Consider the following 25,457-nt stretch of genomic DNA (forward strand, 5'->3'; position numbering starts at 1 on the left):
AACGGCCGCCGTCAGCATGGGGATGCGGCGGCGCTGCTAGGCCTCGGACACCACGGACGAAGAGTGGTCGCTGATCGAGAAGCTGCCGCCGCCCGCCTGGACGACACCGCGCGGCGGCCGGCCCGAAAAGCACCCGCGCCGGGCAATCTTCGACGCGATCCAGTGCGTGTGCTGCGAGGGCTTCCGCTGGCGTTCCCTGTCCATGGACTTCCCGCCTGCTGCCGCGGTCTCCGGATTCTTCCGCAGGTGGACCAAGTCCGGGGTCCTGGAAAAGGTCCGCGGTCACCTGTGCCGCGAAGTCCGGTGCGCCATGGGCGCCTCACCGCACGGAGTGGCGACCGTCATCGACAGCCAGTCGGTCAAGGCCGCCGAGACGGTCGGCAAGGACTCCCGCGGATCTGATCCCGGCAAGCGCATAAAAAGCCGCAAAAGGCACGTAGTTGTGGACCTTCTGGGGCTTCCACCGCTGGTTACGGTCACACCCGCCGACATGCGCGACGCGAACGCCGCCCGCCTCGTCCTGGCCCGCCTGCGCGCCGAACACCCCGAGATCGCGATCGTCTGGGCCGACCGCGCCTACGCCGGCACCCTCGCCTCCTGGGCACGGGCGGGCCCCGGCCGTGGCCGGCTTCGGCCAGGCTGCCCGAAAGGCCGGAGCCGGTCGGCAGCCCGGCACGAACCGGCGCCGGGGCGCCTTGGCCGCTGTCGCGGTGCGCCGGGTGGCGGTCAGGGGGGTGTGAGGGTGTCGAGCCGGGCGGCGAGGTCGGGGTGGGCGGCGGCGAGGTGGGGGCGGGCCGCGGTCAGAGGGGCGATGAGGTCGGCGGGGTCGTCGTGGGCGAGGGCCGCGTGGAGCTCGGTGAGCGGACGGCGGGCGGCGGGGGGCAGGTCGGTGAGTGCGGTGATCTGGCCGGCGAGGCGGCGCAGGTCGGCCGCGTTGCGGCGGGCCCAGGCGGCGGTGGTGCGGTCGGCGGCGCGGGCCTGTCGGGTGGCCTGGACGCGCTGTTCGCCGGTGGTCCCGGCGGGGCCGGGGCGGCCGCGCAGGTAGCGGCGTTCGGCGGCCTGGCGGCTGGCGACGCCGAGGGGGTGGGCGAGGTCGGCCCAACTGGCGCCCGCGTCGCGGGCCGTTTCGATCAGGCCGGTCTCCCATCCGGCGAGCTGCTCGCGTACGTGCCGCAGCAGCGACAAGGAGGCCAGGGCCTGTTCCGGACCGGGGGCGGGGGCGGTTGGGGTCTCGTGCTGGGCTTCACGCAGGGCGTCGTCTATGGCGTCAAGGGCCGCCGCGGCGGCAAAGAACGACACCGGGCTGTGGGCGTCGGTGCTGGGCGAGGACGGCTGGTTTGCCGCGGTCACGGACACCTCCCTCAAGGTTGTCATCAGGTAGACGACATCATGTTTGTCATCCATTGGATGACATGTTACAACGGTGTCAGTGAGGCGCATTGGCAGTAACTGCCTGAACCTGCTGGAGGTGTTTTCACGATGTTGATGCGCACTGACCCCTTCCGTGAGCTGGACCGGCTGGCGCAGCAGCTGATGGGCCCGGGCACCTGGTCGAAGCCGTCGGCGATGCCGATGGACGCCTACCGCGAGGGCGACGAGTACGTGGTGGCCTTCGACCTTCCCGGCGTCACCGCGGACACGATCGACATCGACGTCGAGCGGAACATGCTGACGGTCAAGGCCGAGCGCAGGCCGGTGGCGAAGGCCGACGACGTGCAGATGGAGCTGTCCGAGCGGCCGCTGGGCGTCTTCTCCCGCCAGATCGTGCTGGCCGACACCCTCGACACCGAGCGCATCAAGGCCGACTACGACGCGGGCGTGCTGACCCTGCGGATCCCGATCGCCGAGCGCGCCAAGCCCCGCAAGATCTCCATCGGCGTCGCAGCCGACCACAAGGAGATCTCCGGCTGACACCGGCCGGACAGGTGCGGAGGACGGGCATCTGATCTCCCTCTCACCCGCCCTCCGCACCCCGTGGGCAGTCCGAAGAACAAGAAGGGGCGGCGGCCGAGATGACTCTGCGACGCGAAGCGTTCCTCGACCACGTGAAGGAACGCGGCGAGTACGGCACTGTGGAGGAAGCCGAGCGCGCGGCCCGTGTGGTGCTCGCCCTGCTCGGCGCGCATCTGATCGGCGAGGTCCGCGCCCAACTCGCGGCACGCCTGCCGGAGGGCTTCGCCCTGATCCTGCTCAACCCGCTGCAGAGCGCCGAACCGCTGCCCCCGGAGCGGTTCGTCCGGGCGACCGCGGCCTGGATCGAGGGTGCCACCGAGCAGACCGCGACCTGGGACGTCAGCGCCGTCCTGTCGACGGTCGCCGACACGGCCGGCGATGACCTGCTGGGGCAGATCCTGTTCCAGCTCCCCGCCGGCTACGACCTCCTCTTCGGCCGCCCTCAGCCCATCTGACCCATACCTCGGTGCCGCACACCGGCACCCTTGCTCCCATGAAAGGCATGCACCGCAGTGATCACCGACGTGCGCGCACCGCTTGAGCGCCAGCAGCCGTACGGGACGGCATATGAGCAGATGCTGGAGAAGGTCCGCTACGAAGGCGCCTATCCCACCCGTGAGCGAGCCGAGGAAGCCGTCCGCCTGGTCCTTTCGGGGCTGGGACGCCAGCTCACCGGCGACGAACGCGTCGATCTGGCCGCCTGCCTGCCCCTGGAGGCCGCACGTGTCCTGACCGCGCAGATCCCCGACCCCCAGCCGCTGACCGGATGGGCTTTCGTCAAGGACCTCGCCGCCCGCTCCGGTGCCTCCCTGGCCACGACCCGGTGGGACACAGGCTCCGTCTTCGCGGCCGTCGCCGCCCACGCCGGCCCCGACCTCATCACCCGCATCCTGTGCCAGCTCCCCACCGGCTACGCGCTGCTGTTCGGCCGCGCCGAACTCACCCTTTCCGCGTAAACGGTCCGTGCCCTTCCGGCGCCAGGGAGGGTTGGGCGACGTTGCCCGGCCCGCGCACCCCGCAGGGAGAGGCCGCCGCGGCCCCGGTGTGACAGCCGGGGCCGCGGGCGGGGTCGGAGCCCCGGTGAAGACGACCCCGGGGCGCCGGAGCGTGCCGGGCGGTATGTGCGGGTGCCAGACGCGAAGCCACTTGGGTCGTTGCAGGTCTTCGCTGTCTCAGGCCGAGGCCGGCGGAGCGGACGACTCGGCGGCGCGACGGTATTCGGCGTTGATGCGCTGGGCTTCTTCGAGCTGGTCTTCCAGGATGACGATGCGGCAGGCGGCCTCGATCGGGGTCCCGCGGTCGACGAGCTCCCGGGCCCGGGCGGCGATGCGCAGTTGGTAGCGGGAGTAGCGGCGGTGCCCGCCCGGGGAGCGGAGCGGGGTGATCAGGCGGGCTTCGCCGATGGCGCGGAGGAAGCCCTGGGTGGTGCCGAGCATCTCGGCGGCCCGGCCCATGGTGTAGGCGGGGTAGTCGTCGTCGTCGAGACGGCCGAAGGTGTCGTCTGCTGTCATTGCACCTCTCTGTGGAACACGCTTGAGGGGCCCTGGTGTCGTACGACACCAGGGCCCCGAAGGAACTGCTACACCATCTGCCGGCCCTGGTACTGCGCCGGCGTTCTGTTTCCGCTGACCCGACGGGAACGCTGTCGGGGGTGCGGGGATCGCGGTTGCTTGACCGGAGACCACCTCACTATCGATGTCCTGCGGTACCCGGGCTCAACACTTCCGCCCGGGCGATCCTGATGGCGCCTGGCTCCTCCGTTCTTTCCTCGGCGATCAACTGCGAACTGCTCAGCGGCCTGTGACAGCGCCACTTTCGGCAGTCGGCCCCGTCGCCCGTCCTGCGTCTGCTCTGGCTCAGAACCCCACTGCCGAACTTCCCGGTGCGCGCGTCCGCAGCCGACGCCTTCACCGAGGTGCTGCTCGCTGACTTCACTGCTGGGTACTGCGTCAACTGCGGTACTGCTCACGGCGACCCCTGATCACTGCGGGTCACCCGGTCCGGTCGCCAGTCCCGTCGCCGTCCTGCAACAACCCTGGCTTCGACACTCCGCCACCGCACCGTCCTGCGAACTGCAACTGCGGTTACTGCTGCCCGGCAGTTCGTCTCTGCCAGGGCCTGCTGACTTCCTTGGCTACAAGAGAAACCATAACCAGGCCACCACCCAATGTCTACTCCAGCCACCATAGATTTTCGGGTGTTCGACGATGAGGTATTCACGCTCGAACGGCGATGACACGGGGGGCGGCGAACCACAGGCCGGCACAGGCGCCGCGCGGGCAACCGGGCGACGACGCAGAGGTCAGGGTGACCTGATGGACACGATGAGCGTCACTGTCGTACCCGCGCGATCCGCGACGTTGTCCCGCCCATGATCCGTGGGTGCCGGCGCATTCCCGAGACGCCGACACCCGCGGTCGGACTGCACCGACTGCGGAGGGGGGCTCGACACGGCCGCAACGTCCTGGCCCTGCCCTCCTCCCTCGACAACCTGCCCTCCTCCCTCGACAAGGGGCAGAACGAGCCGGGACAGCGCATTTCCTCTACGCCAAGGAGGTACACGCCAGGCCTTCGCCCTCTCAGCAAAGGCTGTTTGTTCAGCGGCTTCTGAGGAAGGCCGCCGCGCTCAGTGGCGCCGCCTGCGCTGCTCCTGCGTTCTGCCCGCGCCCAGAACCGGCGTGACGGTGTCGACCCGCTTGAGCGGTCGTCCCTCGGGGAGTGCCGAGGCGAGGGGAAGGTGGCTGCGTCTTCGCTCCGAGGTGGAAGACGCCCTCATGAGGCGCCCTGCTCCGGCACGGGACGTCGACGACGTGGCGAGGCCGGCAACCACACCGCTGGATCAGCCGACAGGAGCGAGTGCCCCGCAGGCAACCCAACCACCACCGCCTGGCCCCTCCCTGGTCCGTCTCGAGACGATCTTCAAGGAGGCTCAACAATCCACGAGATCGCCCTTGGACGAGATGGCGCAGCGCGCCGCCCTCGTCCGGGCGACGGTTGCCCGAGCGTTCAACGGCAACGGCATTCCGTCCTTGGGAACCCTGCGCGGCACCGCTCACGTTCTGGGTCTTCCTGATGAGCAGGTGCAGAACCTGCTGAGCGCGCGGGCGGCAGCTTCCCTCGTAGAGAGGCATCCGGACACGTTCAGGACAGGCCCGATCCAGGCCCGATTGGCGAAGCCGGAAGAGCTCGGAGGAGGCATCTTCTCTGTCTGACGAATCCGATCAGCCCGCTCTTGTGGCAGCGTCGTCATGCCCCCTTCGGCTACAGGTTCTGAGGGGGCGGGGCGTACGGGGGCGGGGCGTACGGGCCGGGTGGCTGACCGGTCGTGGGGGCTACGCCCCGGCCGCCACCGTCCGCGCCCAGCGATAGTCCGCCTTCCCGCTCGGCGAGCGCTGGATGTGGTCGGTGAAGACCACCGCGCGCGGGATCTTGTACCCGGCGAGGTGCGTGCGGCAGTGGGTCTGGAGGGCGGAGAGTTCCAACTGGTCCGCGCCGTCGCGGAGTTGGACGACCGCGGCGACCCGGTTGCCCCAGCGCTCGTCCGGCACCCCGGCGACCAGCGCGTCATAGACGTCGGGGTGGGACTTGAGGGCCTGCTCGACCTCTTCCGGGTAGACCTTCTCGCCCCCCGTGTTGATGCACTGCGAGCCGCGGCCGAGCACCGTCACGATGCCGTCCGCGTCGACCGTCGCCATGTCGCCGAGCAGCACCCAGCGTTCGTCGCCGCGCTGGAAGAAGGTCTCGGCGGTCTTGCGGGCGTCGTTGTAGTAGCCGAGCGGTACGTGGCCGCGCTGGGCGATGCGGCCTGGCTCGCCGGGGGCCACCGGGGCGTAGGTCGCCGGATCCACCACCTGCGTACGGGAGTTGACGCGGAGCCGGAAGCCCTTCTCGGGGCCGGAGTCGTCCGTGGCGGTGCCGTTGAAGCCGGACTCGGACGAGCCGAAGTTGTTGAGGAGCATCACGTTCGGGGCGAGCGCGGCGAACTGGGCGCGGACCGTCTCCGACATGATCGCGCCGGACGAGGAGACGCTGAAGAGGGCGGAGAGGTCGGTGCCCCGCAGCGGGCCGTTCAGGGCATCGATGAGGGGCCGCAGCATCGCGTCGCCCACCAGGGACACGCTGGTGACCTTCTCCTTCGCGATGGTGCGCAAGACCTCTTCGGGCGCGAACTTGCGGTGGATGACCAGGCGTTGGCCGAAGTGGAAGCAGATGAAGGCGGTGAGCGTGGACGTGCCGTGCATCAGGGGCGGGGTGGGGAAGAAGGTGATGCCGTCGCCCCCGGCCGCCACCCGCTCGGCGACCTCCTGCGGGCTCGTCACCGGCTCGCCGGTGGGGGCGCCGCCGCCGAGACCGGAGAAGAACAGGTCCTCCTGGCGCCACATCACCCCCTTGGGCATGCCCGTGGTGCCCCCGGTGTAGATGATGAACAGGTCGTCCGCCGAGCGCTCAGGGAACCCGCGCTCGGGTGACCCGGACGCCTCCGCCTCCGCGAACGCCACCGCGTCAGGACCCGGCGTACCGGGTGGCGCCTCGCCGACCCGGATCAGATGCCGCAGCTTCTCCGCGCGCGGCAGCGCGGCGGCCACCCGCTCGCCGAACTCCGCGTCGAAGACCAGTGCGGCGAGGTCGGCGTCCCGGTACAGATACGCCAACTCCTCCTCCACGTAGCGGTAGTTGACGTTCACCGGCACGATCCGCGCCTTCAGGCAGGCAAGGACCGTCTGGAGGTACTCGACGCCGTTGTAGAGGTGCAGCCCCAGGTGCTCACCGGGCTTGACGCCGTGGTCCATCAGGTGGTGGGCGATGCGGTTGGCGGCCGCGTCCAGCTCGGCGTAGGTGAGTCCGCGCTCCGCGCCCGTGCCGGGGTGGTCGATGTACAGCAGCGCCGCGCGGTCCGGCACCACGTCCACGACCGACTCGAACAGGTCGGCAAGGTTGTACTCCACCGCTCCTCCTGACCCCGGCGCCATCTCGTGTGGCGGTCATGACAGCAGAGGCGCGCACAAGTGGGAAGAGCCCGCGGAGAAGAAAACTGACTACCTGTCAGAAAACTCTTGAACTGGCACCTCCCCTCCTGCAACCTGTTCCAGGTCTGAAGACGGGAGGACGGCTATGGGTGGTACGGAACATCTGTCCGTGCGGCGCGAAGGCGCCACGCTGATACTCACGCTCAACCGGCCGGAGGCCAGGAACGCGCTCTCGCTGCCGATGCTGGTCGGCCTGTACGACGGGTGGGTGGCCGCCGACGAGGACGACGCGGTGCGCTCGGTCGTGCTCACCGGCGCGGGGTCCGCGTTCTGCGCGGGGATGGACCTGAAGGCGCTCGCGGGCGGCCAGATGGTGGGCGAGGAGTACCGGGACCGCCTCAAGGCCGACCCCGACCTGCACTGGAAGGCCATGCTGCGCCACCACCGGCCCCGCAAACCCGTGCTCGCCGCCGTCGAGGGAGCCTGCGTGGCCGGCGGCACCGAGATCCTCCAGGGCACCGACATCCGCGTCGCGGGGGAGTCCGCGACCTTCGGGCTCTTCGAGGTCAAGCGGGGGCTGTTCCCCATCGGCGGCTCCACGGTGCGCCTCCAGCGGCAGATCCCGCGCACCCACGCCCTGGAGATGCTGCTCACCGGCCGCCCCTACTCGGCCGCGGAGGCCGCCGCCGTCGGCCTGATCGGCCATGTCGTACCCGACGGCACCGCCCTGGAGAAGGCCCTCGCCATCGCCGAGCGGATCAACGCCTGCGGGCCGCTGGCCGTCGAGGCCGTGAAGGCCTCGGTGTACGAGACCGCCGACATGACGGAGGCCGACGGCCTCGCGGTCGAACTGGAGCGCGGCTGGCCGGTGTTCGACACCGCCGACGCGAAGGAGGGCGCCCGCGCCTTCGCCGAGAAGCGCCCGCCCGTCTACCGCCGCGCCTGACGCGAGGAGCCGCCCCGTGCCCGAAGTCCTGCGTGCCCCACTGGTCGTCGAGTTCCCCTTCACCCGCTCCCTCGGCCCCGTCCAGTCGGCCTTCCTCACCGGCCTGCGCGAGCGCACCGTGCTCGGCGTGCGCACCGGCGACGGCCGAGTTCTCGTGCCGCCCGTCGAGTACGACCCGGTGACCGCCGAAGACCTGCGCGACCTCGTCGAAGTCGCCGCCACCGGCACCGTCACCACCTGGGCCTGGAACCACGAGCCCCGCCGGGGCCAGCCCTTCGACACCCCCTTCGCCTGGGTCCTCGTACGCCTCGACGGCGCCGACACGGCCCTGCTGCACGCCCTCGACGCCCCGGGCCCGCACGCCGTCCGCACCGGCATGCGCGTCCGCGTCCGCTGGGCCGCCGAACGCGCCGGCGCCATCACGGACATCGCCTGCTTCGAGCCGTACGACGGCGTGGCGGACCATCAAGTGACCCCGCACGAGGGTGAGTTCGCGGGGGAGGACGTCACCGGGATCGTCGCGCCCGCCCGGCTCGACTACACCTACAGCCCCGGCCGCGCCCAGTCCCAGTACATCCACGCCCTGTCCGGGCGCAGGACCGTCGGCGAGCGCTGCCCGTCCTGCCGCAAGGTGTACGTGCCGCCGCGCGGCGCCTGCCCGACCTGCGGCATCGCCACCGCCGAGCAGGTGGAGGTCGGACCGCGCGGCACCGTCACCACCTTCTGCATCGTCAACATCAAGGCGAAGAACCTCGACATCGAAGTGCCCTACGTCTACGCGCACATCGCCCTCGACGGCGCCGACCTCGCCCTGCACGCCCGGATCGCGGGCATCCCCTACGACCGGGTCCGGATGGGCCTGCGCGTCGAACCCGTGTGGAGCGAGAGCGGCCGCTACCCCGACCACTACCGGCCCACCGGCGAACCCGACGCGGACTACGACACGTACAAGGAGCTGGTGTAGATGGCGCCCGCCGCGCACGGGGCACGGGACGTCGCGATCGTCGCCTTCGGGCAGAGCGACCACCGGCGCAGCACCGACGATCTTTCCGAGGTCGAGCTGCTCATGCCCGTCCTGCACGAAGTCCTCGCCGCCACCGGCCTGAAGACCGGCGACATCGGCTTCACCTGCTCCGGCTCCTCGGACTACCTCGCCGGGCGCGCCTTCTCCTTCACGATGGCCCTCGACGGCGTCGGCGCCTGGCCGCCGATCTCCGAGTCACACGTGGAGATGGACGGCGCCTGGGCGCTGTACGAGGCGTGGGTGGGGCTCCAGACCGGCGAGTGCGACACCGCGCTCGTCTACTCCTACGGCAAGTCGTCGCCCGGATCGGTCCGCGACGTCCTGACCCGCCAGCTCGACCCGTACTACGTGGCGCCGCTGTGGCCGGACGCCGTCGCGCTAGCGGCGCTCCAGGCGCGGGCCCTGATCGACGCGGGCGACACGGACGAGCCCGCCCTGGCCGCGGTCGCGACCCGCAGCCGCACCGCCGCGCGCGCCAACCCCCATGCCCAGCTGCGGGGTTCGGTGCCGCACGGCGACTATGTCGTACGTCCCCTGCGCACCGGCGACTGCCCGCCGGTCGGCGACGGCGCCGCCGCCGTCGTCCTCGCCGCGGGGGAGCGGGCCCGTGAGCTGTGCGAGCGGCCCGCGTGGATCCGCGGCATCGACCACCGCGTCGAGGCGCACAGCCTCGGTGTGCGCGACCTCACGGACTCGCCGTCCACGCGCCTCGCCGCCGAGCGGGCCGGCGCATTCGAACGGCCCGTCGACACCGCCGAGTTGCACGCGCCGTTCACCTCGCAGGAGGTCGTGCTGCGCAAGGCGCTGCGGCTCGGCGATGAGGTGACGGTCAACCCCTCGGGCGGTGCGCTCGCCGCCAACCCGGTCATGGCCGCCGGTCTGATCCGGCTCGGCGAGGCCGCGACCCGCATCCACCGCGGCGGATCCGACCGGGCGCTCGCCCACGCCACCTCCGGCCCCTGCCTCCAGCAGAACCTGGTCGCCGTACTGGAAGGAGACCCGCGATGAGCGACGCGCCCGGCAAGGAGCCGGTCGCCGTCGTCGGGATCGGGCAGACCAAGCACGTCGCCGCCCGCCGGGACGTGTCGATCGCGGGCCTGGTCCGCGAGGCGGCGCAACGCGCCCTCCTTGACGCCGAGTTGACGTGGGCCGACATCGACGCCGTCGTCATCGGCAAGGCGCCCGACTTCTTCGAGGGCGTGATGATGCCCGAGCTGTACCTCGCCGACGCGCTCGGCGCCGTCGGCAAGCCCATGCTGCGCGTCCACACCGCGGGCTCCGTCGGCGGCTCCACCGCGCTCGTCGCCGCGAACCTCGTCGCGGGCCGCGTCCACGGCACGGTCCTCACCCTGGCCTTCGAAAAGCAGTCGGAATCCAACGCGATGTGGGGGCTTTCGCTGCCCGTGCCGTTCCAGCAGCCGCTGCTCGCGGGAGCGGGCGGCTTCTTCGCGCCGCACATCCGCGCCTACATGCGACGCACCGGCGCCCCCGACACCATCGGCTCGCTCGTCGCGTACAAGGACCGGCGCAACGCCCTCAAGAACCCCTACGCGCATCTGCACGAGCACGACATCACCCTGGAGAAGGTGCAGTCGGCGCCGATGCTCTGGGACCCCGTCCGCTACTCCGAGACCTGCCCCTCGTCCGACGGAGCCTGCGCGATGGTCCTCACCGACCGCGCGGGCGCGGCCCGGGCGCCCCGCCCGCCCGCCTGGATGCACGGCGGCGCGATGCGCAGCGAGCCCACCATGTTCGCGGGCAAGGACTTCGTGTCGCCCCGGGCCGGAAAGGACTGCGCGGCCGACGTCTACCGGCAGGCGGGCATCGCCGACCCGCGCCGCGAGATCGACGCGGTCGAGATGTACGTGCCGTTCTCCTGGTACGAGCCGATGTGGCTGGAGAACCTGGGCTTCGCGGCGGAGGGTGAGGGCTGGAAGCTCACCGAGTCCGGCGTGACGGAACTGGATGGTGACCTTCCGGTGAATATGTCGGGCGGTGTCCTGTCCACCAACCCCATCGGGGCGTCCGGGATGATCCGCTTCGCGGAGGCCGCGCTCCAGGTGCGGGGACAGGCCGGTGAGCACCAAGTGGCCGGTGCGCGCACGGCACTTGGGCACGCCTACGGAGGGGGCTCGCAGTTCTTCGCCATGTGGCTGGTCGGCGCGGAGCCGCCGACGACGTGACGCGCGCTCCCGGCGGGCGTGATTCCGCCCGTCCTCGTGGCCTGTGCCGCGGCCTGTGCTGCGCCGGGGGTGAAAGCTAGGCTGGCGGCGGACGACGCATCGGGAGGAGCACGGACGTGGCCGACAGCACCATCACCCAGCAGCATCCGCTCGCGGGTTGGGACAAGCCGGACCTCGACCTCAGCAGCGCCGAATGGCGGTCGAGCAGCGAGGGCCGCGGTGACGTGGAGATCGCCTTCGTCGAGGGATTCATCGCGATGCGCAACGGCGGCCGGCCGGAGAGCCCGTCCCTGATCTTCACGCCCGCCGAGTGGGGCGCGTTCGTGCACGGGGCGCGTGAGGGGCGATTCGACCTGACGTAGGACGTGTGGCGGCGCCCGTGCGCCGCGACAGGCCGCGGCCCCGGCCTCCCGTACGCCGGGGGCGGGGCCGCGGTGATTTCCAGGGGGCGTCTGGGGGGCTGTCAGTCGGCGGCGGGCGCCGCCAGGTCGTCCTCGCCCTCGACGAACGTGCCGAGCACCTCGATGTCCCCGATCCGCCCCGGCTCCACCTCCCTCGGATCCTCGCCGAGGACCACCAGGTCGGCGCGCTTGCCGGGCGTGATGCTGCCCGCGCTGTCCTCCCAGTGGCAGGCGTACGCCGCGTCGACCGTGTACGCGCGCAGCGCCGCGTCCACATCGACGGCCTCGTCGGGGCCGATGGCCCGGCCCGAGGCGGAGGCCCGCTCGACCATGAACTGGATGGCCCGCAGCGGCGCCCCGTCGGCCACGGGCCGGTCCGAACTGCCCACCAGACGCACCCCGTGGTCGAGGAAGCCCCGGCCCCGGTACATCCAGGGCGCCCGCTCCGTGCCCATGATCGTGGCGTAGTCGTCGCCGAAGTACCGCAGGAAGCTGGGCTGGACGACGGCCGTGACATCGAGCTCGGCGAACCGGCGCAACTGGTCCGGGCGCACCAGGCCCGCGTGTTCCACGCGGTGGCGGGCGTCGGGGCGGGGCCGGGAGCGCTGGGCTGCCTCGAGGCCGTCCAGGGCGACGTCGACCGCGCGGTCCCCGATCGCGTGCACGGCGAGCTGCCAGCCCGCGCGATGGCCCGCCACGATGGTGTCCTTGAGCAGGTCGGGGGCCATCTGGAGCTGGCCGTTCGACTCGCTGCCCACATAGGGGTCGGTGAGCGCGGCCGTCCGCGCCATCATGCCGCCGTCGGTGAACACCTTCAGGGCGCCGAGGGAGAGCCCGCCGTCGCCGAAGCCCGTGCGCAGGCCGAGCCCGAAGGCGCGGGTCGTGGTGTCCTCGTGCGCCGCCTCGACCGGGCGCAGTGCGTCCGTGGCCACCATCAGCTGTACGCGGACGGGCAACCTGCCCGACTCATGGGCGAGTTGGTACGCCGCGGCCTCGATGGGGCTGTGTGCGAACAGCTCGCTGCCGATGCCCGCCTCCGCGACCGCCGTCACGCCCTCGGACCGGCACACGCGCGCCGCGTGCTCGATGGCGTCGGCCAGTTCGCCGAGCGCGTGCGGCGGCCGCAGCCGCAGTACGGCGCCCATGTCCTCCTCCGCGAGGAACCCGTCCGAGCCCGCGACCTGCGCCGGGAGCAGGTCCAGGATCGCCGTGTTGACCAGGCACGCGTGCCCCGAGATGTGTCCCAGGTACACCTTGCGCCCGGCGCTCACGGCGTCGAGTTCCTTGGCGGTCAGGGGCCGGTCCAGTCCGCGCTGGTCGTAGTCGGCCAAGGTCACCCAGCCGTCACCGGGGGCCGCCGCGACGGCGTCGGCCACCACCCTGAGGACGTCGTCGACGCGGCTGCTCGGCGCCACGCTCGGGGCCTTGGCCGCCAGTCCCGCCCAGACGAGATGGACATGGCTGTCGATGAAGCCGGGCAGCACGGTCGCGCCGCCGAGGTCCAGGACGCGGCGGGCCGGGAGGTCCGCCACATCGGAGTCGAGCCCCACGATCCGCCCGCGCCAGATGCCGAGTTCGCGGGCGGTGGGACGGTCCGGGTCCATCGTGACGACGCGGGCGTTGGTGATCCTGGTGCAGAGCACGTACAGATCCCTTCGAGGCAGCGGGGTGTCGGATCCGGTCTTCGTCCGTACGGAATTCCGACGGGCTATTGTTCTATTGTTAGGTGAGGCTAGCCTAAGTTGCTTTGGTGGTGAGTTGGTGGACGACGAACGGGTGGAGCGGCGCACGGCCGCGGTCAACCGCCTTGAGGCCTGGGCCGATGGTGTGGTCGCGGGCCTCGACGCGCAAGAAGATATCGATCGCTCCTTGCTGGCGGCCTTGCGGGTGGACCCGAGTCTGCGCGAGGAGACCGCGGTGCGCAGGGCCGACGCGTTGCGCGCGGCGGCGCTCGGCCTCGGGCAGGCGGGCTGCGCCGCGGCGGCGGGGGTGACGGAGCGGCTGCTGCTCAACTGGCAGGCCCAGGACCCCTCGTTCGCGGAGGCCATGGTGGCGGCAAGCCTCATGGCGGCGGGCGAGCGCGAGCGGGGGCGTCCGATGGCGGCCTCGGCCGGGCCGGGCGCGGCGGCGTTGCGGGTCGTCCTGCGGGCCGTGCGCGACGGGGTCGCGCAGCCCTCGGCGGCGGTGCTCGGCGGCTGGTCGGAGCGGTCCTTCCTGCGGCTGCGCCGACGCAGCCCGGAGGTCGCGGCGCTGCTGGCCGCTGCTCGCCGTGCCCGGGCCCGAGCACGCAGGGCGGAGCGGCGCGGAGGGTCCGGGGGAGGGCGGGGGTACCGCCTTGTGCGCGTCGACGACGGGCCGCTGGCGCATGCGCGGGGTGCGGGGGACGCGTGAGGTGCCCGGGGTGTCGCCGCGGGGTGGAGTGGCCCGCGCCCTGATGGCGCGGGCCGCCGTGCGTCAGGCGCGCGTGGCCTCCCGCAGGCTCCTGGGCCGCAGGTCGGTCCAGTTGGCCTCGACGTGGTCCAGGCAGGACTGCCGGTCGGCCGGGCCGTGGGCCACGGTCCAGCCGGCCGGCACCTCGGCGAACTCGGGCCACAGGCTGTGCTGGCCCTCGTCGTTGACGAGCACGGAGAACCGGCCGTCGGCGTCGTCGAAGGGGTTGCTCATCTGCGGTCTCTCCTCGGTGTCGGTGGTCCGGAGATCGGTGCGGGCGCCGTCCGGAGATCGATGCCATAGTAAGGTAAGGGTTGCCTAATCGGGTGGCCGGCCGGGTGAGTGGACGGGGGAGTCCGGTGAGCGCCGTCCCGGGCGGGTCCGGCGGCTCGGGTGGTACGCCGGTGGACCTCGCGCTCGCCGCGGGCGGTGCCGCCCCCTGATGTCCCCGGCCGGGTCAGGACGGACGGGCCGTCAGATACCCGCCCATCGTGCGGAAGTGGTCCGTCGCCGCGTACTCCGTCCCGTCCTCCGTCCGCACCCGCTTGACCGCGAGCCCGTGGCGGTGGCCCGTGCGCGCGTCGGTGCCCGCGACGATGACGACCGCGTCGCCCTCGCGGATGAAGACGCGCCCGGGAGTGCCGCCGTACCGGCCCTCGGACACTGCCGCCTCCACGATCCGCAGCGGTTTGCCGCGGTGGTACGTGAAAGCGTTCGGGTACGGGTCGCACTGGGCGCGCACGAGCCGGTCCAGGTCCTCCGCTGGCCAGGTCCAGTCGATGCGGCTGTCCTCCAGGGCGCGTTTGTGGAAGAAGCTGGCCCGCGACCGGTCCTGCGGCGTCCACACCGCCGTGCCCGAGGCGATCAGATCGAGCGACTCGCGCACGATCGGCGCGATCAGGTCGACCGTCGCGCGGAACAGGTCCGCGGCCGTGTCGCGCGGGCCGACGGTCACCGCGCGCTGGAGCAGGACGTCGCCCATGTCCAGATCGGCGTCCATGCGGTGGGCGGTGACGCCGACTTCGGGCTCGCCGTTGATGAGGGCCCAGATCAGCGGGGAGAAGCCGGCGTAGGCGGGCAGGAGCGAGTCGTGTACGTTCAGCGTGCCGTGCCGGGGGAGGTCGAAGATCTCCGGGGGCAGCCAGGTGCGCCAGTTGTTGGCGACGATGAGGTCAGGTTCGACCGACTTGAGGGTTTCGAGGAGTTCGGGATCTCCTGGGCGGTTGCGAAGCAGTACGGGCACGTCGTGCTTCGCGGCGAGGTCGGCGACCGAGTCGTTCCAGATCCTCTCGTACGCGTGGTCGCTTCTGGGGTGCGTGACGACGAGGGCCACGTCGTGCTCGGAGTCGAGCAGGGCCTGCAGTGTGCGGTGGCCCCACGTCTGATAGCCGAACATGACGACCCGCATGTGAATCCTCCTCAGACATTGCAAGGTAAGGCTAACCTTATCTAACATGTGCCTGCTTAGGGAGGCGATGACGCGGGTGAACACTCTGCACAGCGAACAGGATTCGACGTACGGCGGCACGGAGCCGACGAGCGGCGGCACGGGGTCGGCGCATGGGGGACCGGAAGTGACGTACGACGTCCTGGGGATCGGCTTCGGGCCGTCCAACCTCGCCCTCGCGATCGCGGTCGAGGAGCACAACGCGCGGGCCGCCGAGGGCGACCGGATACGCGCAGGGTTCCTGGAGAAGCAGCCGCGGTTCGGCTGGCACCGGGGCATGCTCATCGACGACGCGACGATGCAGGTGTCCTTCCTCAAGGACCTCGTCACCATGCGCGACCCGAAGAGCAGCTACAGCTTCCTGTGCTACCTGCAGGAGCGCGACCGGCTCGTGGACTTCCTCAACCAGAAGACGCTCTTCCCGCTGCGCATCGAGTTCCACGACTACCTGGAGTGGGCCGCGGGTCGCGTCGCCGGGCTCGTGGAGTACTCCAGCGAGGTCGTCGCCGTGAAGCCGGTGACCGAGGACGGCCAGGTCGTCGCCTTCGACGTGGTCAGCCGGGCCCCGGGCGACCCGGAGCGGAAGATCGTGCGCCGGGCCCGCAGCCTCTGCGTCGCCACCGGCATGGAGCCCCATCTGCCGCCCAGTGCGGCCCGCTCCGAACGGGTCTTCCACAACAGTGAGTTGATCCCGCGGGTCGGCGCGCTCCTCGACTCGGGCACCCCCGTGCGCCGCGCCGTCGTCCTCGGCGCCGGCCAGAGCGCCGCCGAAAGCGTGGACTACCTCCACCGGCACTTCCCCGACGCCGAGATCTGCTCGGTGTTCGCGAAGTACGGCTACACGCCCGCCGACGACAGCCCGTTCGCCAACCGGATCTTCGACCCGGAGGCCGTGGACATCTTCTACAACGCGCCGCCGGAGGTGAAGCAGTCCCTCTTCGACTACCACCGCGGCACCAACTACTCGGTGGTCGACATGGACCTCATCGAGTCGCTCTCACGCACCATGTACCAGGAGAAGGTGCAGGGGCGCCAGCGCATGCGGATGCTCAACATCTCCCGCATCCGTGAGATCGAGGCCCACGACGACGGCCTGCGCGTGGGCATCGAGTTCCTGCCCACCGCCGAACGCGACGTCCTGAACGCAGACCTCCTGGTGTGCGCGACGGGCTACCAGCCGCGCGGCATCGACGAGCGCATGGGCGAACTCGGCAAGCTGTGCCGCCGCGACGACGAGGACGCCCTCGTCGTCGGGCGTGACCACCGCGTCGCCACGCACGCCGACGTCACCGCCGACATCTACCTCCAAGGCGGCACGGAACACACCCACGGCCTCACCTCGACGCTCCTGTCCAACACGGCGGTCAGGGCGGGCGAGATCCGCGCCTCACTGATCGAGCGCCGCCGACGGGAACCCGCGCTGAAGGGCTAGGGCCCGTCCGGCGGTGCAACAACCCGGTGCCGCGCGGCACCGCGGGGAGCTAGCGCAGCACCACGCAGCCCCGCGCCCGCAGGGCCGTCAGGGTGTCCTCGCCGCCTCGCACGTCGTTCCAGCGCAGATCCAGCTTCTCCAGGGACGGCAACGCGGCCAGCCAGTGCGGCACTTCGCGCAGCCGGTTGGCCCGCAGGTCGAGGCGGCGCAGGAGCGGCAGCCCGCGCACGGCGTCGGGCACGGTCGCGAACGCGTTCTCCCGCAGCTCCAGTTCGCGGAGTTCGCCGAGGTGGCGTACGTCGTCGGGGAGCGTGGTCAGCTCGTTGCCGCGCAGCCACAGCTCGCGCAGCCGACGCAGGCCGCCGAGTGTCGCGGGCAGCGTGGTGAGCCGGTTGTGCTGGGCGCGCAGCTCGACGAGGGACGTCATGCGGCCGAGCGCGCCGGGCAGTGCGGTGAGCCGGTTCTCGCCCACGTTCAGGTAGGCGAGCCGGTTCAGGCCGGCCAGCTCTTCGGGCAGGGCGGTGAGTCGGTTGTCGTGCAGATAGAGGAAGTCGGTCAGCGCGGGCAAGGCGCCGAGTTCCGGCGGGACCTCGGTCAGCAGGTTGTGGCCGAGGTCCAGGGTGCGCAGGGCCGGGAGGGCGGCGACTCGGGCGGGCAGGTGCGTGAGCGCGTTGTCGGCGAGGAGCAGGGACTCGACGCGGGGGTGGTCCCAGACCGCTTCCGGTACGGCGTCGAGTCCGGCACGCCAGTAGTCCAGTACGGTCCCGTCCGGCACCTCGAGCCACCCCCTGTTAATGGTCGCCGTGGAACCTATCATTAGCCGCATGTCCGCACCGCCCGAGCCGTCGGCGCCGCCCGCCACCCGCCTCACCCTCGACCTCGCCGCCACCATCCGCCACGACGGCCACGGCGGCGTCGCCGACGACCTCGACGCGCCGGACGGCCTCACCGTCTGGGTCCGCGCCCACGCGACGGCGCTGCCCGGTGCCCTCGCCGCCCGGCGCTTCCGGGCCGACGAGAGCGCACTGGAAGCAGTACGGGGGGTGCGTGCCGCCGTCCGCGCGCTGTTCGCCCACGCCGTGCGTCCGGGAGAGCCGAGTCCCGCCGACGCCCGGCGGCTGCTGCCGGTCGGCCAGGCCGTGACCAGGCTCAACGAGGCGGCCGCCCGGGTGCCCGCCGTGCCCGTCCTGAGCTGGCCGCGCGGCGGAGCGCCCGGCGTCCGTGACGAGCCGGTGGCCCAGGCGGAGACCGTCGCACGCGCCGACCTCCTGAACGCCGCCCTCGCCCGCGCCGTGCTCACCTTCCTCACCGGACCCGACCGGGAGCGGCTGCGCGCCTGCCACGCGCCCCGCTGCGTGCGGTACTTCCTGAAGGACCACCCGCGCCAGGAGTGGTGCAAACCCGCCTGCGGCAACCGTGCCCGGGTGGCCCGCCACCACGAGCGCAACCGGGGGCACGCCTGAGCCCGCCCGGCCGGGAACCGCACCCTCACCGGCGCTTTCCCGCCGCCGCCCCCGGGCAGGGGTGAGCGCGCCGGACACGTACCATGGCGGCATGTCCTTCCTCCGCCGCCGCAGCTCCGCCACTCCCGCGGGCCCGGACTTCGACGTCCTGGCCATGGACCCGGGTGACTGGCCCGGCAATCTCGGCGCCGGCCTGCTGCCGGCCCCCGACGGCAGCTGCCAGGGCGTCTTCCTGCGCTACGACCTGTTCGGCGGCCGCGGCCCCGCGATGGTCATCGGCAATCTGCCGGAGGGCGCCCCGGCCCGCGAGCTCGCCGACGGTGAGGTGCCCTTCGAGGTGGCCCAGCTGCTGCTCGCGCTGGAGAACGACGAGGAGGTCACCGTCGTCGCCAGCGAGGACGTGCCGGTGATGCAGGGCGACAACCTCCTGATCGTGCGCCGCCTGCGGCTGTCCGAGAGCCGTGTCTCCTGCGTGCAGTTCGACCGCAGCGACAACGTCCTGGTGACCATCGCGGCCTGGGACCGCCCGATCACCGACGACCTGTACGCGCTCCTCAAGCCGCTGCCCGCGGAGCTGTTCCAGCAGGGCTGACGGCACCCGGAGGACCATCGTCGCCCCCGAGACCACCGCGCCCCGCCGCTGCCCCGAAGTCCAAGTGCCCGCCCACTCCGTCCAAGGAGTGGGTTTGTCATGCTCCTTGTCAGGCGAGTCATCGGACTTTTAGCGTGGCAGCCCATGAGGCCACAGTTCCTGGAGTTCATGCGGCAGGGGATCACTCGAAGAACCACCATTCAGTCGGCCGTAGGGGCAGGAGCCGTCCTGGCTCTTGGCGGACCGGCCTCCGAGGGCATCGCCATCACCGGCGATTCTGCCCAGTCATCCGATGACCTGAGGCTCTGGTACCGGGCTCCGGCCGCCGACTGGGAACGGGAGGCGCTGCCCATCGGCGGCGGGGCCCTGTGCGCCATGGTCTTCGGGTCCCTCGCCAGTGAGCGGCTGCAGCTCAACGAGAAGACGCTGTGGACCGGCGGCCCCGGCGCCGAGGGCGGCTACGACCACGGCAACTGGCGTGCACCCCGCCCCGACGCCCTCGCCGCCGTCCGCAAGGACCTCGACGACCGCGGCCGACTCGCCCCGGACGCCGTCGCCGCCGCCCTCGGCCAGCCCCGGCGCGGCTACGGCGCCCACCAGACCCTGGGTGACCTGCGCATCGACGTCGCGGGCGGGCCGGACGCCCCCGACGCCTCGTACCGCCGCGCCCTGGACCTGCGCGAAGCCGTCGCGACCGTCGCGTACACCCACCAAGGCACCCGCCACACCCGGGAGTTCTTCGCGTCCCACCCCGACGCCGTGCTCGTCGGACGGCTCGGCGCGGACCGCCCCGGAGCCGTCACCTGCACCCTGCGCACCACCTCACCGCGCACCGACGTCACCGCCACGGCCGAGGGCGACCGCATCACCGTACGCGGTGAACTCGCCGACAACGGGCTGAGGTTCGAGACCCAGATCCGGGTCGCCCACCGGGGCGGGACGCTCGCCGCGGGCCCCGACGGCAGTCTCACGGTCACCGGCGCCGACCAGGTGTGGTTCGTGCTCGCGGCCGCCACCGACTACGCCGACACCTCCCCGCGCTACCGCGGCGACGACCCGCACAGGACCGTCACGCGCACCGTCGACGCCGCGCTCGCCCGCGGCCACGAGGAGCTGCGCGCCCGGCATGTGCGCGATCACCGGGCCCTGTTCGACCGCGTCACCCTCGACCTGGGCACGGCAGCGCCCCCGGACGTCCCCACCGACCGGCTCCTCAAGGAGTACGGCACCGCACCCGCCGCCGACCGGGCCCTCGAAGCCCTGTTCTTCCAGTACGGGCGTTACCTCCTCATCGCCTCGTCCCGCCCCGGCTCGCTGCCCGCCAACCTCCAGGGCGGCTGGAACCACAGCACCGCCCCGCCGTGGTCGGCCGACTACCACGTCAACATCAACCTCCAGATGAACTACTGGCCGGCCGAGGCCGCGAACCTGGCCGAGACCACCGCCCCCTACGACCGCTTCGTCGAGGCACTGCGCGAACCCGGGCGACGCACCGCGCGGGAGATGTTCGGGGCGCCCGGCTGGGTGGTGCACAACGAGACCAACCCCTACGGCTTCACCGGCGTCCACGACTGGTCGACCGCGTTCTGGTTCCCCGAAGCCGCCGCCTGGCTCACCGCACAGCTCTACGAGCACTACCGCTTCGGCGGGTCCACGCGCTATCTGCGGCACACCGCCTACCCCGTCATGAAGGAGGCCGCCGCGTTCTGGCTCGATCAGTTGCGCACCGACCCGCGCGACGGCACCCTCGTCGTCACGCCCAGCTACTCACCGGAGCACGGCGACTTCACCGTCGGCGCCGCCATGTCCCAGCAGATCGTGCACGACCTGCTCACCAACACCCTGGAGGCCGCCCGCGTCCTCGGCGACGACCCCGCCTTCCGCACCCGCCTGGAACAGACCCTGGACCGGCTCGACCCCGGCCTGCGCGTCGGCTCCTGGGGGCAGCTCCAGGAGTGGAAGGACGACCTCGACGACCCCGGCGACGACCACCGGCACGTCTCCCACCTCTACGCCCTGCACCCCGGACGGCAGATCCGCCCCGGCGGCCGGTGGGCGAAGGCCGCCGAGGTCTCCCTGAAGGCACGCGGCGACGGCGGCACAGGATGGTCCAAGGCCTGGAAGATCAACTTCTGGGCGCGGCTGCGCGACGGCGACCACGCGCACAAGATGCTCGGCGAACAGCTCAAGTCCTCCACGCTGCCCAACCTCTGGGACACCCACCCGCCGTTCCAGATCGACGGCAACTTCGGCGCCACGTCCGGGATCGTCGAGATGCTGCTGCAGAGCCAGCACGACGTCATCGACGTGCTGCCCGCCCTGCCCTTGAGCTGGCCGGACGGCTCGGTGCGGGGCCTGCGGGCCCGCGGCGGCGCCACCGTCGACATCACCTGGGCCGACGGCCGCGCCACCCACGTCGTCGTGCACGCCTCGCGCACCCGCGAACTGACCGTGCGCTGCGCCCTGGTGCCGGGCGGCGAGCGCTCCTTCAAGGCGGTGGCGGGCCGCCGCTACGCGTTCCGCTAGCCCGCCCCTCGTACGACGTCGGGCCCGGATCCTGCCCCCACGCAGGTCCGGGCCCGACGAGTTCGCACGGCCACGCCGTCACACCGTCACGATCCGGACGGCACCACCTTCACGTCGGCGGCGCGCACGAACGCCACCCGGTGGCCGAACTGGATCTCGTAGTACATGTCCTTGCCGCGCACCACGCGGTGCGGGGCGAGGTCGAACGTCGGCGAGTAGAAGTACTCACCGGGGAGCTTGTCGCCGACCGCGTACTTCTGGCCCGCGAGGAGTTTGTACGGCAGCGGCGACACGGCCTGCACCGGCACCCCGGCCGGGTAGGCCTCCTTCTCCGGATAGGCGCGGCCGTACACCGGGACGTCGCTCGCGCCGTCCTTCGGTGTCAGGACCCAGCCGCGCGCGTCGACGGCCGTCGGCTGCTTCCTCGGGTTCTTGAACCAGGCCTTCTGGCCGAGGTACCAGACGGCCGTCCAGTCGCCCTGGCGGTCGGCGACCGCGTACTGCTGGCCGGTCGACAGGCGCGAGCCCATGTCGTTGACGTCGATCGTCGACGGCTCACCGCCCGGGCGCAGCCCGATGTCCTGGATCAGCGGGGCGTCCTCGCGGGGCTCGGTGTAGACGCGCACCGCGCTGGAGCCGTGCGGCACGCACTTCTCGCCCGGCTTGGCGCAGCCCGTGAACTCCGGCTGGTTCTTGCTGAACTCGGGCGCCACCGTGACCAGGCCGCCCTTGGGGCCCGCCGTGCGGTGCAGCGGCTTGCCGAGCAGCTCGAAGTAGTGCTGCCAGTCCCAGTACGGGCCGGGGTCGGTGTGCATGCCGCGGATCGTCGCGGCCGTCGTGCCCGGCACCGTGTCGTGGCCGAGGACGTGCTGGCGGTCCAGCGGGATGCCGTACCGCTTGGCGAGGTACTTCACCAGGCGCGCCGACGAGCGGTACATCGCCTCCGTGTACCAGGTGTCGGGCGCCGTCAGGAAGCCCTCGTGCTCCAGGCCGACGGACTTGGCGTTGACGTACCAGTTGCCCGCGTGCCAGGCGACGTCCTTGGTCCGCACGTGCTGGGCGACATGGCCGTCGGAGGAGCGCAGGGTGTAGTGCCAGGACACGTACGTCGGGTCCTGCACCATCTTGAGGACGCCCTCCCAGGTGCCCTCGGTGTCGTGCACGACGATGTACTTGATGCCCTGGCTCTTGGGGCGGTCGGCCTTGTCGTGGTTGCCGTAGTCCTTGTCGCCGAACTCCTCGTACGGCGCGGGGATCCACTCGCACGCGAGCGTCTTCGGGCAGTCCGTCCCGGCCGCCTTCGCCTTGCGCAGCCCCATGCCGCGCAACTGGGCGTTCTCCGGGGCGAGTCCGGGCCGGGCCGCCAGCGTCACGCGTTGCCCCGCGTCGGTCGTCCGCTGCTGCCCGTCCCGAATGACGGCGAACACGTCATTGGCGTACGTGGCCGCGCTCGCCCGGTCGTCGGCTCCCGAGAAGCGCGCGATCGCCCCGTACCAGTCGGCCGGGTCACCGCTGAGCGGCTTGCCGAGCTGCTTCTGCGCGGCGGCGAGGAGGGCCGCGCCGCCGCGGACGTTCGCCGCCGAGTCCTCGCGCAGCCGCTCCGCGGGAAGACCGCTGAGCTTCGCGGCCCGCTTCAACGTCTTGAACCGGTCCGGGAGCTGGGACTCCGTCGGCGGCTTCGCCTTGGGCCGCAGCGCGGCCCGGGAGGCGTCCCCGCGCGGGTCCTCCGCGCCGTCGCCGTGGTGCGGGGCGGAGGCGAGCGCGGTGCGGGCGTCGGTGAGGTGCATCGGGCCGTAGCCGCCGGTGACGCTCGGGGCGCCGCCGTGCGCGTCCCAGCGGGACTGGAGGTAGGAGACGCCGAGCAGCACGCTCTGCGGTACGTCGTACTCGGCGGCCGCCGCCGCGAAGGCGCTCTGCAGGCTCTCGGGCCCCGCGTCCGGCGCGGGCCGGGACGCGGAGGACGACGGCGCGGCGCCGAGCAGGGGCACCAGCAGGGCGGCCGACGCGAGAGCGCCCGCCGCCCTGGCGGCACGTCTGCGCGTGGGCGGGACGGATGCGGTGACGGATCCTCGCAAGGCAGCCTCCTGGGACTTCCGGGCCAAAGCGGCGTGACGGGGCGTGCGGGGCCGGGCGTGCGTCAGTGGTACCGGCTCGCCCACGATCCGTCAATCATGCCCAGGAGAAGGGATTTCCCATGTCAGCGCCGGTCTGGCGTGTTTTCGCCGCGGGCGGTGTCATCGCCTGCGGTGCGTCAGTGGAGTGGACCAATGGGCGGAGCCGTGCGTCGGAGCGGGTACGTCAGAGTGCGAGGTGGACGGGCTGGGGCCGGCCCTGGCGGCAGGTGCGGCGCAGGCCGAAGTCACAGCCCTCCACGCTGATGCGGTGGACACCGGGCTGGAGGTCGTACCACCACACGGTGCCGTCGTAGCGCCCGCAGTCGCCGCTTCCGCCGCCGTGCGCGACGCACTCCTGGTCCCCGCCGATGTCGGCGGTGTACCACCTGATGTCGATGAGCCAGTCCTCGTAGTGGAACGGGTCGCTCAGCCCCCAGTCGAAGCGGATGCCGGTCGTCGACGCCGGGACGGGTGCCTGCTCCCCTGCAGTCGACCCGAAAGGGGGAGCAGGCCCCACCCTGGAGTCTCCGGTGTGCCCCAGTGCCCCGGGGGCGCCGGTGCGCGAGGGTGGTCGGCATGCCGATGAGAGCGCGGCCCGTCAGCGGGCACGGACTGTCCAGTACGCGAACCGCTCACCGTCGTCGCCGCGTGCGGCTGATGGCGGCGTCATCGTTCCTTGCCACGACCGGGATCGTCGGCACGCTCGGCCAGCCGGGGCAGGCGGCCGCGCACACGGGCGACATGCCGAAGGCCGCAGTGGTCGCTGCCGAGTCCGCCGCCGAGTCCGCCGTCCCGAGCGGTGGCACCCAGGCGCGGCAGCGCGCCCAACTGGAGCGGCTGGCACGGAAAGTGGTGGCTGCCGGGGCGCCCGGCGTGATCGTGCGCGTGGACGACGGGGACGGCCGACCGGTCGAGGTCGTCGAGCAGGCGCCCTGGGCGAGGGCCGATCACCGGCTCCGGGGCGAGGACGAGTTCCGGATGGGGTCCAACACCAAGACCATGATGGCCACCCTCGTCCTGCAACTCGTCGGCGAGGGCAGGCTCACCCTGACCGACCCGGTGGAGAAGTGGCTGCCCGGGTCGGTACCCAACGGCGACGAGATCACCCTGCGCATGCTCCTCAACCACACCAGCGGCCTCGCCGACTACACCGAGGACCCCGAGGTCCTGCCGTCGATCCTCGGCAAGGACCAGCGGCGCTGGACGTCGGAGCAACTGCTCGCCGTCGGTGTGCGGCACGATCCGCTGTTCGCGCCGGGCGCCAGATGGTCGTACAGCAACACCAACTACGTCGCGATCGGCGCCCTGCTCGAGCGGGTCACCGGCAAGAGCCTCGCCGCTCTGGTCCGGGACCGGATCACCCGGCCGCTCGGCCTGAAGCACACCTACTACGCCACGGACTCCACCTGGCGCGGCCGGCACGCCCGCGGCTACGAACCCGACGCCGCGCACATGCCGCCCGGTGTGCCGCCCGAGTACAGGGAGTATGCCGGGGCCGCGCGAGAGGGCCATGTGGACGTCTCCGGCAACTCACCGTCGTGGGGCGGCGCGGCCGGTGCGATGGTGTCGACCGGCCGCGAGTGGGGCCGGTTCTACCGCGCGTTGATGTCGGGCGAGCTGCTGCCCGCCGCGCAGCTGGCCCAGATGCGCACCACCGTGCCGGTCTTCCCGGACCGGCCGGACGGGCCCGGCGGCGGTCTCGGCATCCAGAGGTTCACGAGCCCCTGCGGCACGGTGTGGTCCCACGAGGGCGGCATCCCCGGCTACCTCAGCACCAACGTCACCGACCCCACCGGCGGGCGCACGGCGACCGTCCTCATCTCGACGGAGGCCTTCGCCGAGCACCCGGCGGCCTTCCCGGAGATCAACGAGGCGTCCCAGGAGCTCCAGCTCGCCTCGATGTGCGCCATGTTCGACAAGCCGGTGCCGCCCGGGACCCCCACGGGCTGACCGTCGACGGCGGCCCCGGGCACGTCGGC

The 25,457-nt window shown here is 72.0% G+C and carries 24 protein-coding genes and 1 pseudogene; 16 read left to right on the forward strand and 9 right to left on the reverse strand.

Annotation, left to right across the window (positions count from 1 at the left end; translation table 11 throughout):
• Positions 1-43 precede the first annotated feature (43 nt).
• Positions 44-652, forward strand: a pseudogene (locus tag ACZ6BG_RS16740) (IS5 family transposase); the annotation flags it as partial.
• Positions 653-726: 74 nt separating this feature from the next.
• On the opposite strand, the gene ACZ6BG_RS16745 reads toward ACZ6BG_RS16740, so the two are convergent.
• The gene (locus ACZ6BG_RS16745) at positions 727-1,350 is read right to left on the reverse strand and encodes a type III effector protein (RefSeq protein WP_469001600.1); all 624 of its coding nucleotides are present in this window, start codon (positions 1,348-1,350) and stop codon (positions 727-729) included.
• Positions 1,351-1,479: 129 nt separating this feature from the next.
• Between ACZ6BG_RS16745 and ACZ6BG_RS16750 the strand changes: the two genes are divergently transcribed.
• The 3 genes from ACZ6BG_RS16750 to ACZ6BG_RS16760 all read left to right on the forward strand — a co-directional run bounded on the left by ACZ6BG_RS16750 (position 1,480) and on the right by ACZ6BG_RS16760 (position 2,909).
• Positions 1,480-1,911, forward strand: coding sequence for an Hsp20/alpha crystallin family protein (locus ACZ6BG_RS16750; RefSeq protein WP_469001603.1), 432 nt, complete (start codon positions 1,480-1,482; stop codon positions 1,909-1,911).
• 101 nt (positions 1,912-2,012) lie between these two features.
• Entirely contained in the window at positions 2,013-2,408 is a 396-nt protein-coding gene (locus tag ACZ6BG_RS16755) for a DUF2267 domain-containing protein (protein WP_469001607.1), read from the forward strand.
• Between the two features lie 57 nt (positions 2,409-2,465).
• Entirely contained in the window at positions 2,466-2,909 is a 444-nt protein-coding gene (locus tag ACZ6BG_RS16760) for a DUF2267 domain-containing protein (RefSeq protein ID WP_469001610.1), read from the forward strand.
• Between the two features lie 216 nt (positions 2,910-3,125).
• Here the strand turns inward: ACZ6BG_RS16760 and ACZ6BG_RS16765 are convergent, their stop codons facing one another.
• The gene (locus tag ACZ6BG_RS16765) at positions 3,126-3,464 is read right to left on the reverse strand and encodes a MerR family transcriptional regulator (RefSeq protein WP_469001613.1); all 339 of its coding nucleotides are present in this window, start codon (positions 3,462-3,464) and stop codon (positions 3,126-3,128) included.
• A gap of 1,440 nt (positions 3,465-4,904) precedes the next feature.
• On the opposite strand from ACZ6BG_RS16765, the gene ACZ6BG_RS16770 reads away from it, so the two are divergent.
• On the forward strand, positions 4,905-5,165 hold the full coding sequence (locus ACZ6BG_RS16770; RefSeq protein WP_469001615.1) for a hypothetical protein: 261 nt from the start codon (positions 4,905-4,907) through the stop codon (positions 5,163-5,165).
• Between the two features lie 120 nt (positions 5,166-5,285).
• Here ACZ6BG_RS16770 and ACZ6BG_RS16775 read toward each other — a convergent pair whose 3' ends face one another.
• The gene (locus tag ACZ6BG_RS16775) at positions 5,286-6,899 is read right to left on the reverse strand and encodes an acyl-CoA synthetase (protein WP_469001617.1); all 1,614 of its coding nucleotides are present in this window, start codon (positions 6,897-6,899) and stop codon (positions 5,286-5,288) included.
• A gap of 166 nt (positions 6,900-7,065) precedes the next feature.
• Between ACZ6BG_RS16775 and ACZ6BG_RS16780 the strand changes: the two genes are divergently transcribed.
• The 5 genes from ACZ6BG_RS16780 to ACZ6BG_RS16800 all read left to right on the forward strand — a co-directional run bounded on the left by ACZ6BG_RS16780 (position 7,066) and on the right by ACZ6BG_RS16800 (position 11,435).
• Positions 7,066-7,866, forward strand: a complete 801-nt coding sequence (locus tag ACZ6BG_RS16780; RefSeq protein ID WP_469001620.1) for a crotonase/enoyl-CoA hydratase family protein — start codon at positions 7,066-7,068, stop codon at positions 7,864-7,866.
• Between the two features lie 16 nt (positions 7,867-7,882).
• Positions 7,883-8,830, forward strand: coding sequence for a Zn-ribbon domain-containing OB-fold protein (locus ACZ6BG_RS16785; protein ID WP_469001622.1), 948 nt, complete (start codon positions 7,883-7,885; stop codon positions 8,828-8,830).
• The gene (locus ACZ6BG_RS16790) at positions 8,831-9,898 is read left to right on the forward strand and encodes a thiolase domain-containing protein (protein ID WP_469001624.1); all 1,068 of its coding nucleotides are present in this window, start codon (positions 8,831-8,833) and stop codon (positions 9,896-9,898) included. It abuts the gene before it with no gap.
• Positions 9,895-11,073 (forward strand): thiolase domain-containing protein, encoded by a 1,179-nt coding sequence (locus tag ACZ6BG_RS16795; RefSeq protein ID WP_469001628.1) that lies wholly within the window; start codon positions 9,895-9,897, stop codon positions 11,071-11,073. The genes ACZ6BG_RS16790 and ACZ6BG_RS16795 overlap by 4 nt, the downstream gene beginning before the upstream one ends.
• Positions 11,074-11,189: 116 nt before the next feature.
• Complete coding sequence (locus ACZ6BG_RS16800; RefSeq protein WP_030357441.1) at positions 11,190-11,435, forward strand: DUF397 domain-containing protein; 246 nt, start codon at positions 11,190-11,192, stop codon at positions 11,433-11,435.
• A gap of 101 nt (positions 11,436-11,536) precedes the next feature.
• On the opposite strand, the gene ACZ6BG_RS16805 is transcribed toward ACZ6BG_RS16800, so the two are convergent.
• Positions 11,537-13,117, reverse strand: coding sequence for an amidohydrolase (locus ACZ6BG_RS16805; RefSeq protein ID WP_469001633.1), 1,581 nt, complete (start codon positions 13,115-13,117; stop codon positions 11,537-11,539).
• Positions 13,118-13,235: 118 nt separating this feature from the next.
• Here ACZ6BG_RS16805 and ACZ6BG_RS16810 point away from each other — a divergent pair, with 118 nt between their 5' ends.
• A complete protein-coding gene (locus ACZ6BG_RS16810; RefSeq protein ID WP_469001635.1) occupies positions 13,236-13,865 on the forward strand; it encodes a hypothetical protein in 630 nt (209 codons plus the stop codon).
• Positions 13,866-13,928: 63 nt separating this feature from the next.
• On the opposite strand, the gene ACZ6BG_RS16815 is transcribed toward ACZ6BG_RS16810, so the two are convergent.
• Together ACZ6BG_RS16815 and ACZ6BG_RS16820 are read right to left on the reverse strand one after the other, a co-directional pair.
• Positions 13,929-14,138, reverse strand: a complete 210-nt coding sequence (locus tag ACZ6BG_RS16815) for an MbtH family protein (RefSeq protein WP_468482074.1) — start codon at positions 14,136-14,138, stop codon at positions 13,929-13,931.
• Positions 14,139-14,361: 223 nt separating this feature from the next.
• Positions 14,362-15,312: a methionyl-tRNA formyltransferase gene (locus ACZ6BG_RS16820; RefSeq protein ID WP_469001638.1), complete on the reverse strand. Its 951-nt coding sequence runs from the start codon at positions 15,310-15,312 to the stop codon at positions 14,362-14,364.
• Between the two features lie 67 nt (positions 15,313-15,379).
• Between ACZ6BG_RS16820 and ACZ6BG_RS16825 the strand changes: the two genes are divergently transcribed.
• Positions 15,380-16,783: a lysine N(6)-hydroxylase/L-ornithine N(5)-oxygenase family protein gene (locus tag ACZ6BG_RS16825; RefSeq protein WP_469002952.1), complete on the forward strand. Its 1,404-nt coding sequence runs from the start codon at positions 15,380-15,382 to the stop codon at positions 16,781-16,783.
• A gap of 49 nt (positions 16,784-16,832) precedes the next feature.
• On the opposite strand, the gene ACZ6BG_RS16830 is transcribed toward ACZ6BG_RS16825, so the two are convergent.
• Positions 16,833-17,540 (reverse strand): leucine-rich repeat domain-containing protein, encoded by a 708-nt coding sequence (locus tag ACZ6BG_RS16830; protein WP_469002954.1) that lies wholly within the window; start codon positions 17,538-17,540, stop codon positions 16,833-16,835.
• Between the two features lie 67 nt (positions 17,541-17,607).
• Here ACZ6BG_RS16830 and ACZ6BG_RS16835 point away from each other — a divergent pair, with 67 nt between their 5' ends.
• The 3 genes from ACZ6BG_RS16835 to ACZ6BG_RS16845 all read left to right on the forward strand — a co-directional run bounded on the left by ACZ6BG_RS16835 (position 17,608) and on the right by ACZ6BG_RS16845 (position 21,364).
• Positions 17,608-18,246 (forward strand): CGNR zinc finger domain-containing protein, encoded by a 639-nt coding sequence (locus ACZ6BG_RS16835; protein ID WP_469001640.1) that lies wholly within the window; start codon positions 17,608-17,610, stop codon positions 18,244-18,246.
• A 91-nt stretch (positions 18,247-18,337) separates the two neighbouring features.
• Positions 18,338-18,838 carry a hypothetical protein gene (locus ACZ6BG_RS16840; protein WP_468458109.1) on the forward strand — a complete coding sequence of 167 codons (501 nt, stop codon included), beginning with the start codon at positions 18,338-18,340 and terminating at the stop codon, positions 18,836-18,838.
• A gap of 144 nt (positions 18,839-18,982) precedes the next feature.
• The gene (locus tag ACZ6BG_RS16845) at positions 18,983-21,364 is read left to right on the forward strand and encodes a glycoside hydrolase family 95 protein (protein ID WP_469001643.1); all 2,382 of its coding nucleotides are present in this window, start codon (positions 18,983-18,985) and stop codon (positions 21,362-21,364) included.
• 86 nt (positions 21,365-21,450) lie between these two features.
• Here ACZ6BG_RS16845 and ACZ6BG_RS16850 read toward each other — a convergent pair whose 3' ends face one another.
• Both ACZ6BG_RS16850 and ACZ6BG_RS16855 read right to left on the reverse strand, forming a co-directional pair.
• A complete protein-coding gene (locus ACZ6BG_RS16850; RefSeq protein ID WP_469001645.1) occupies positions 21,451-23,439 on the reverse strand; it encodes an N-acetylmuramoyl-L-alanine amidase in 1,989 nt (662 codons plus the stop codon).
• Positions 23,440-23,662: 223 nt separating this feature from the next.
• Positions 23,663-23,995, reverse strand: a complete 333-nt coding sequence (locus ACZ6BG_RS16855) for a hypothetical protein (RefSeq protein WP_469001648.1) — start codon at positions 23,993-23,995, stop codon at positions 23,663-23,665.
• 140 nt (positions 23,996-24,135) lie between these two features.
• Between ACZ6BG_RS16855 and ACZ6BG_RS16860 the strand changes: the two genes are divergently transcribed.
• Complete coding sequence (locus ACZ6BG_RS16860) at positions 24,136-25,428, forward strand: serine hydrolase domain-containing protein (protein ID WP_469001650.1); 1,293 nt, start codon at positions 24,136-24,138, stop codon at positions 25,426-25,428.
• Positions 25,429-25,457 lie beyond the last annotated feature (29 nt).

The organism is Streptomyces sp. NPDC041205 (assembly GCF_055591765.1).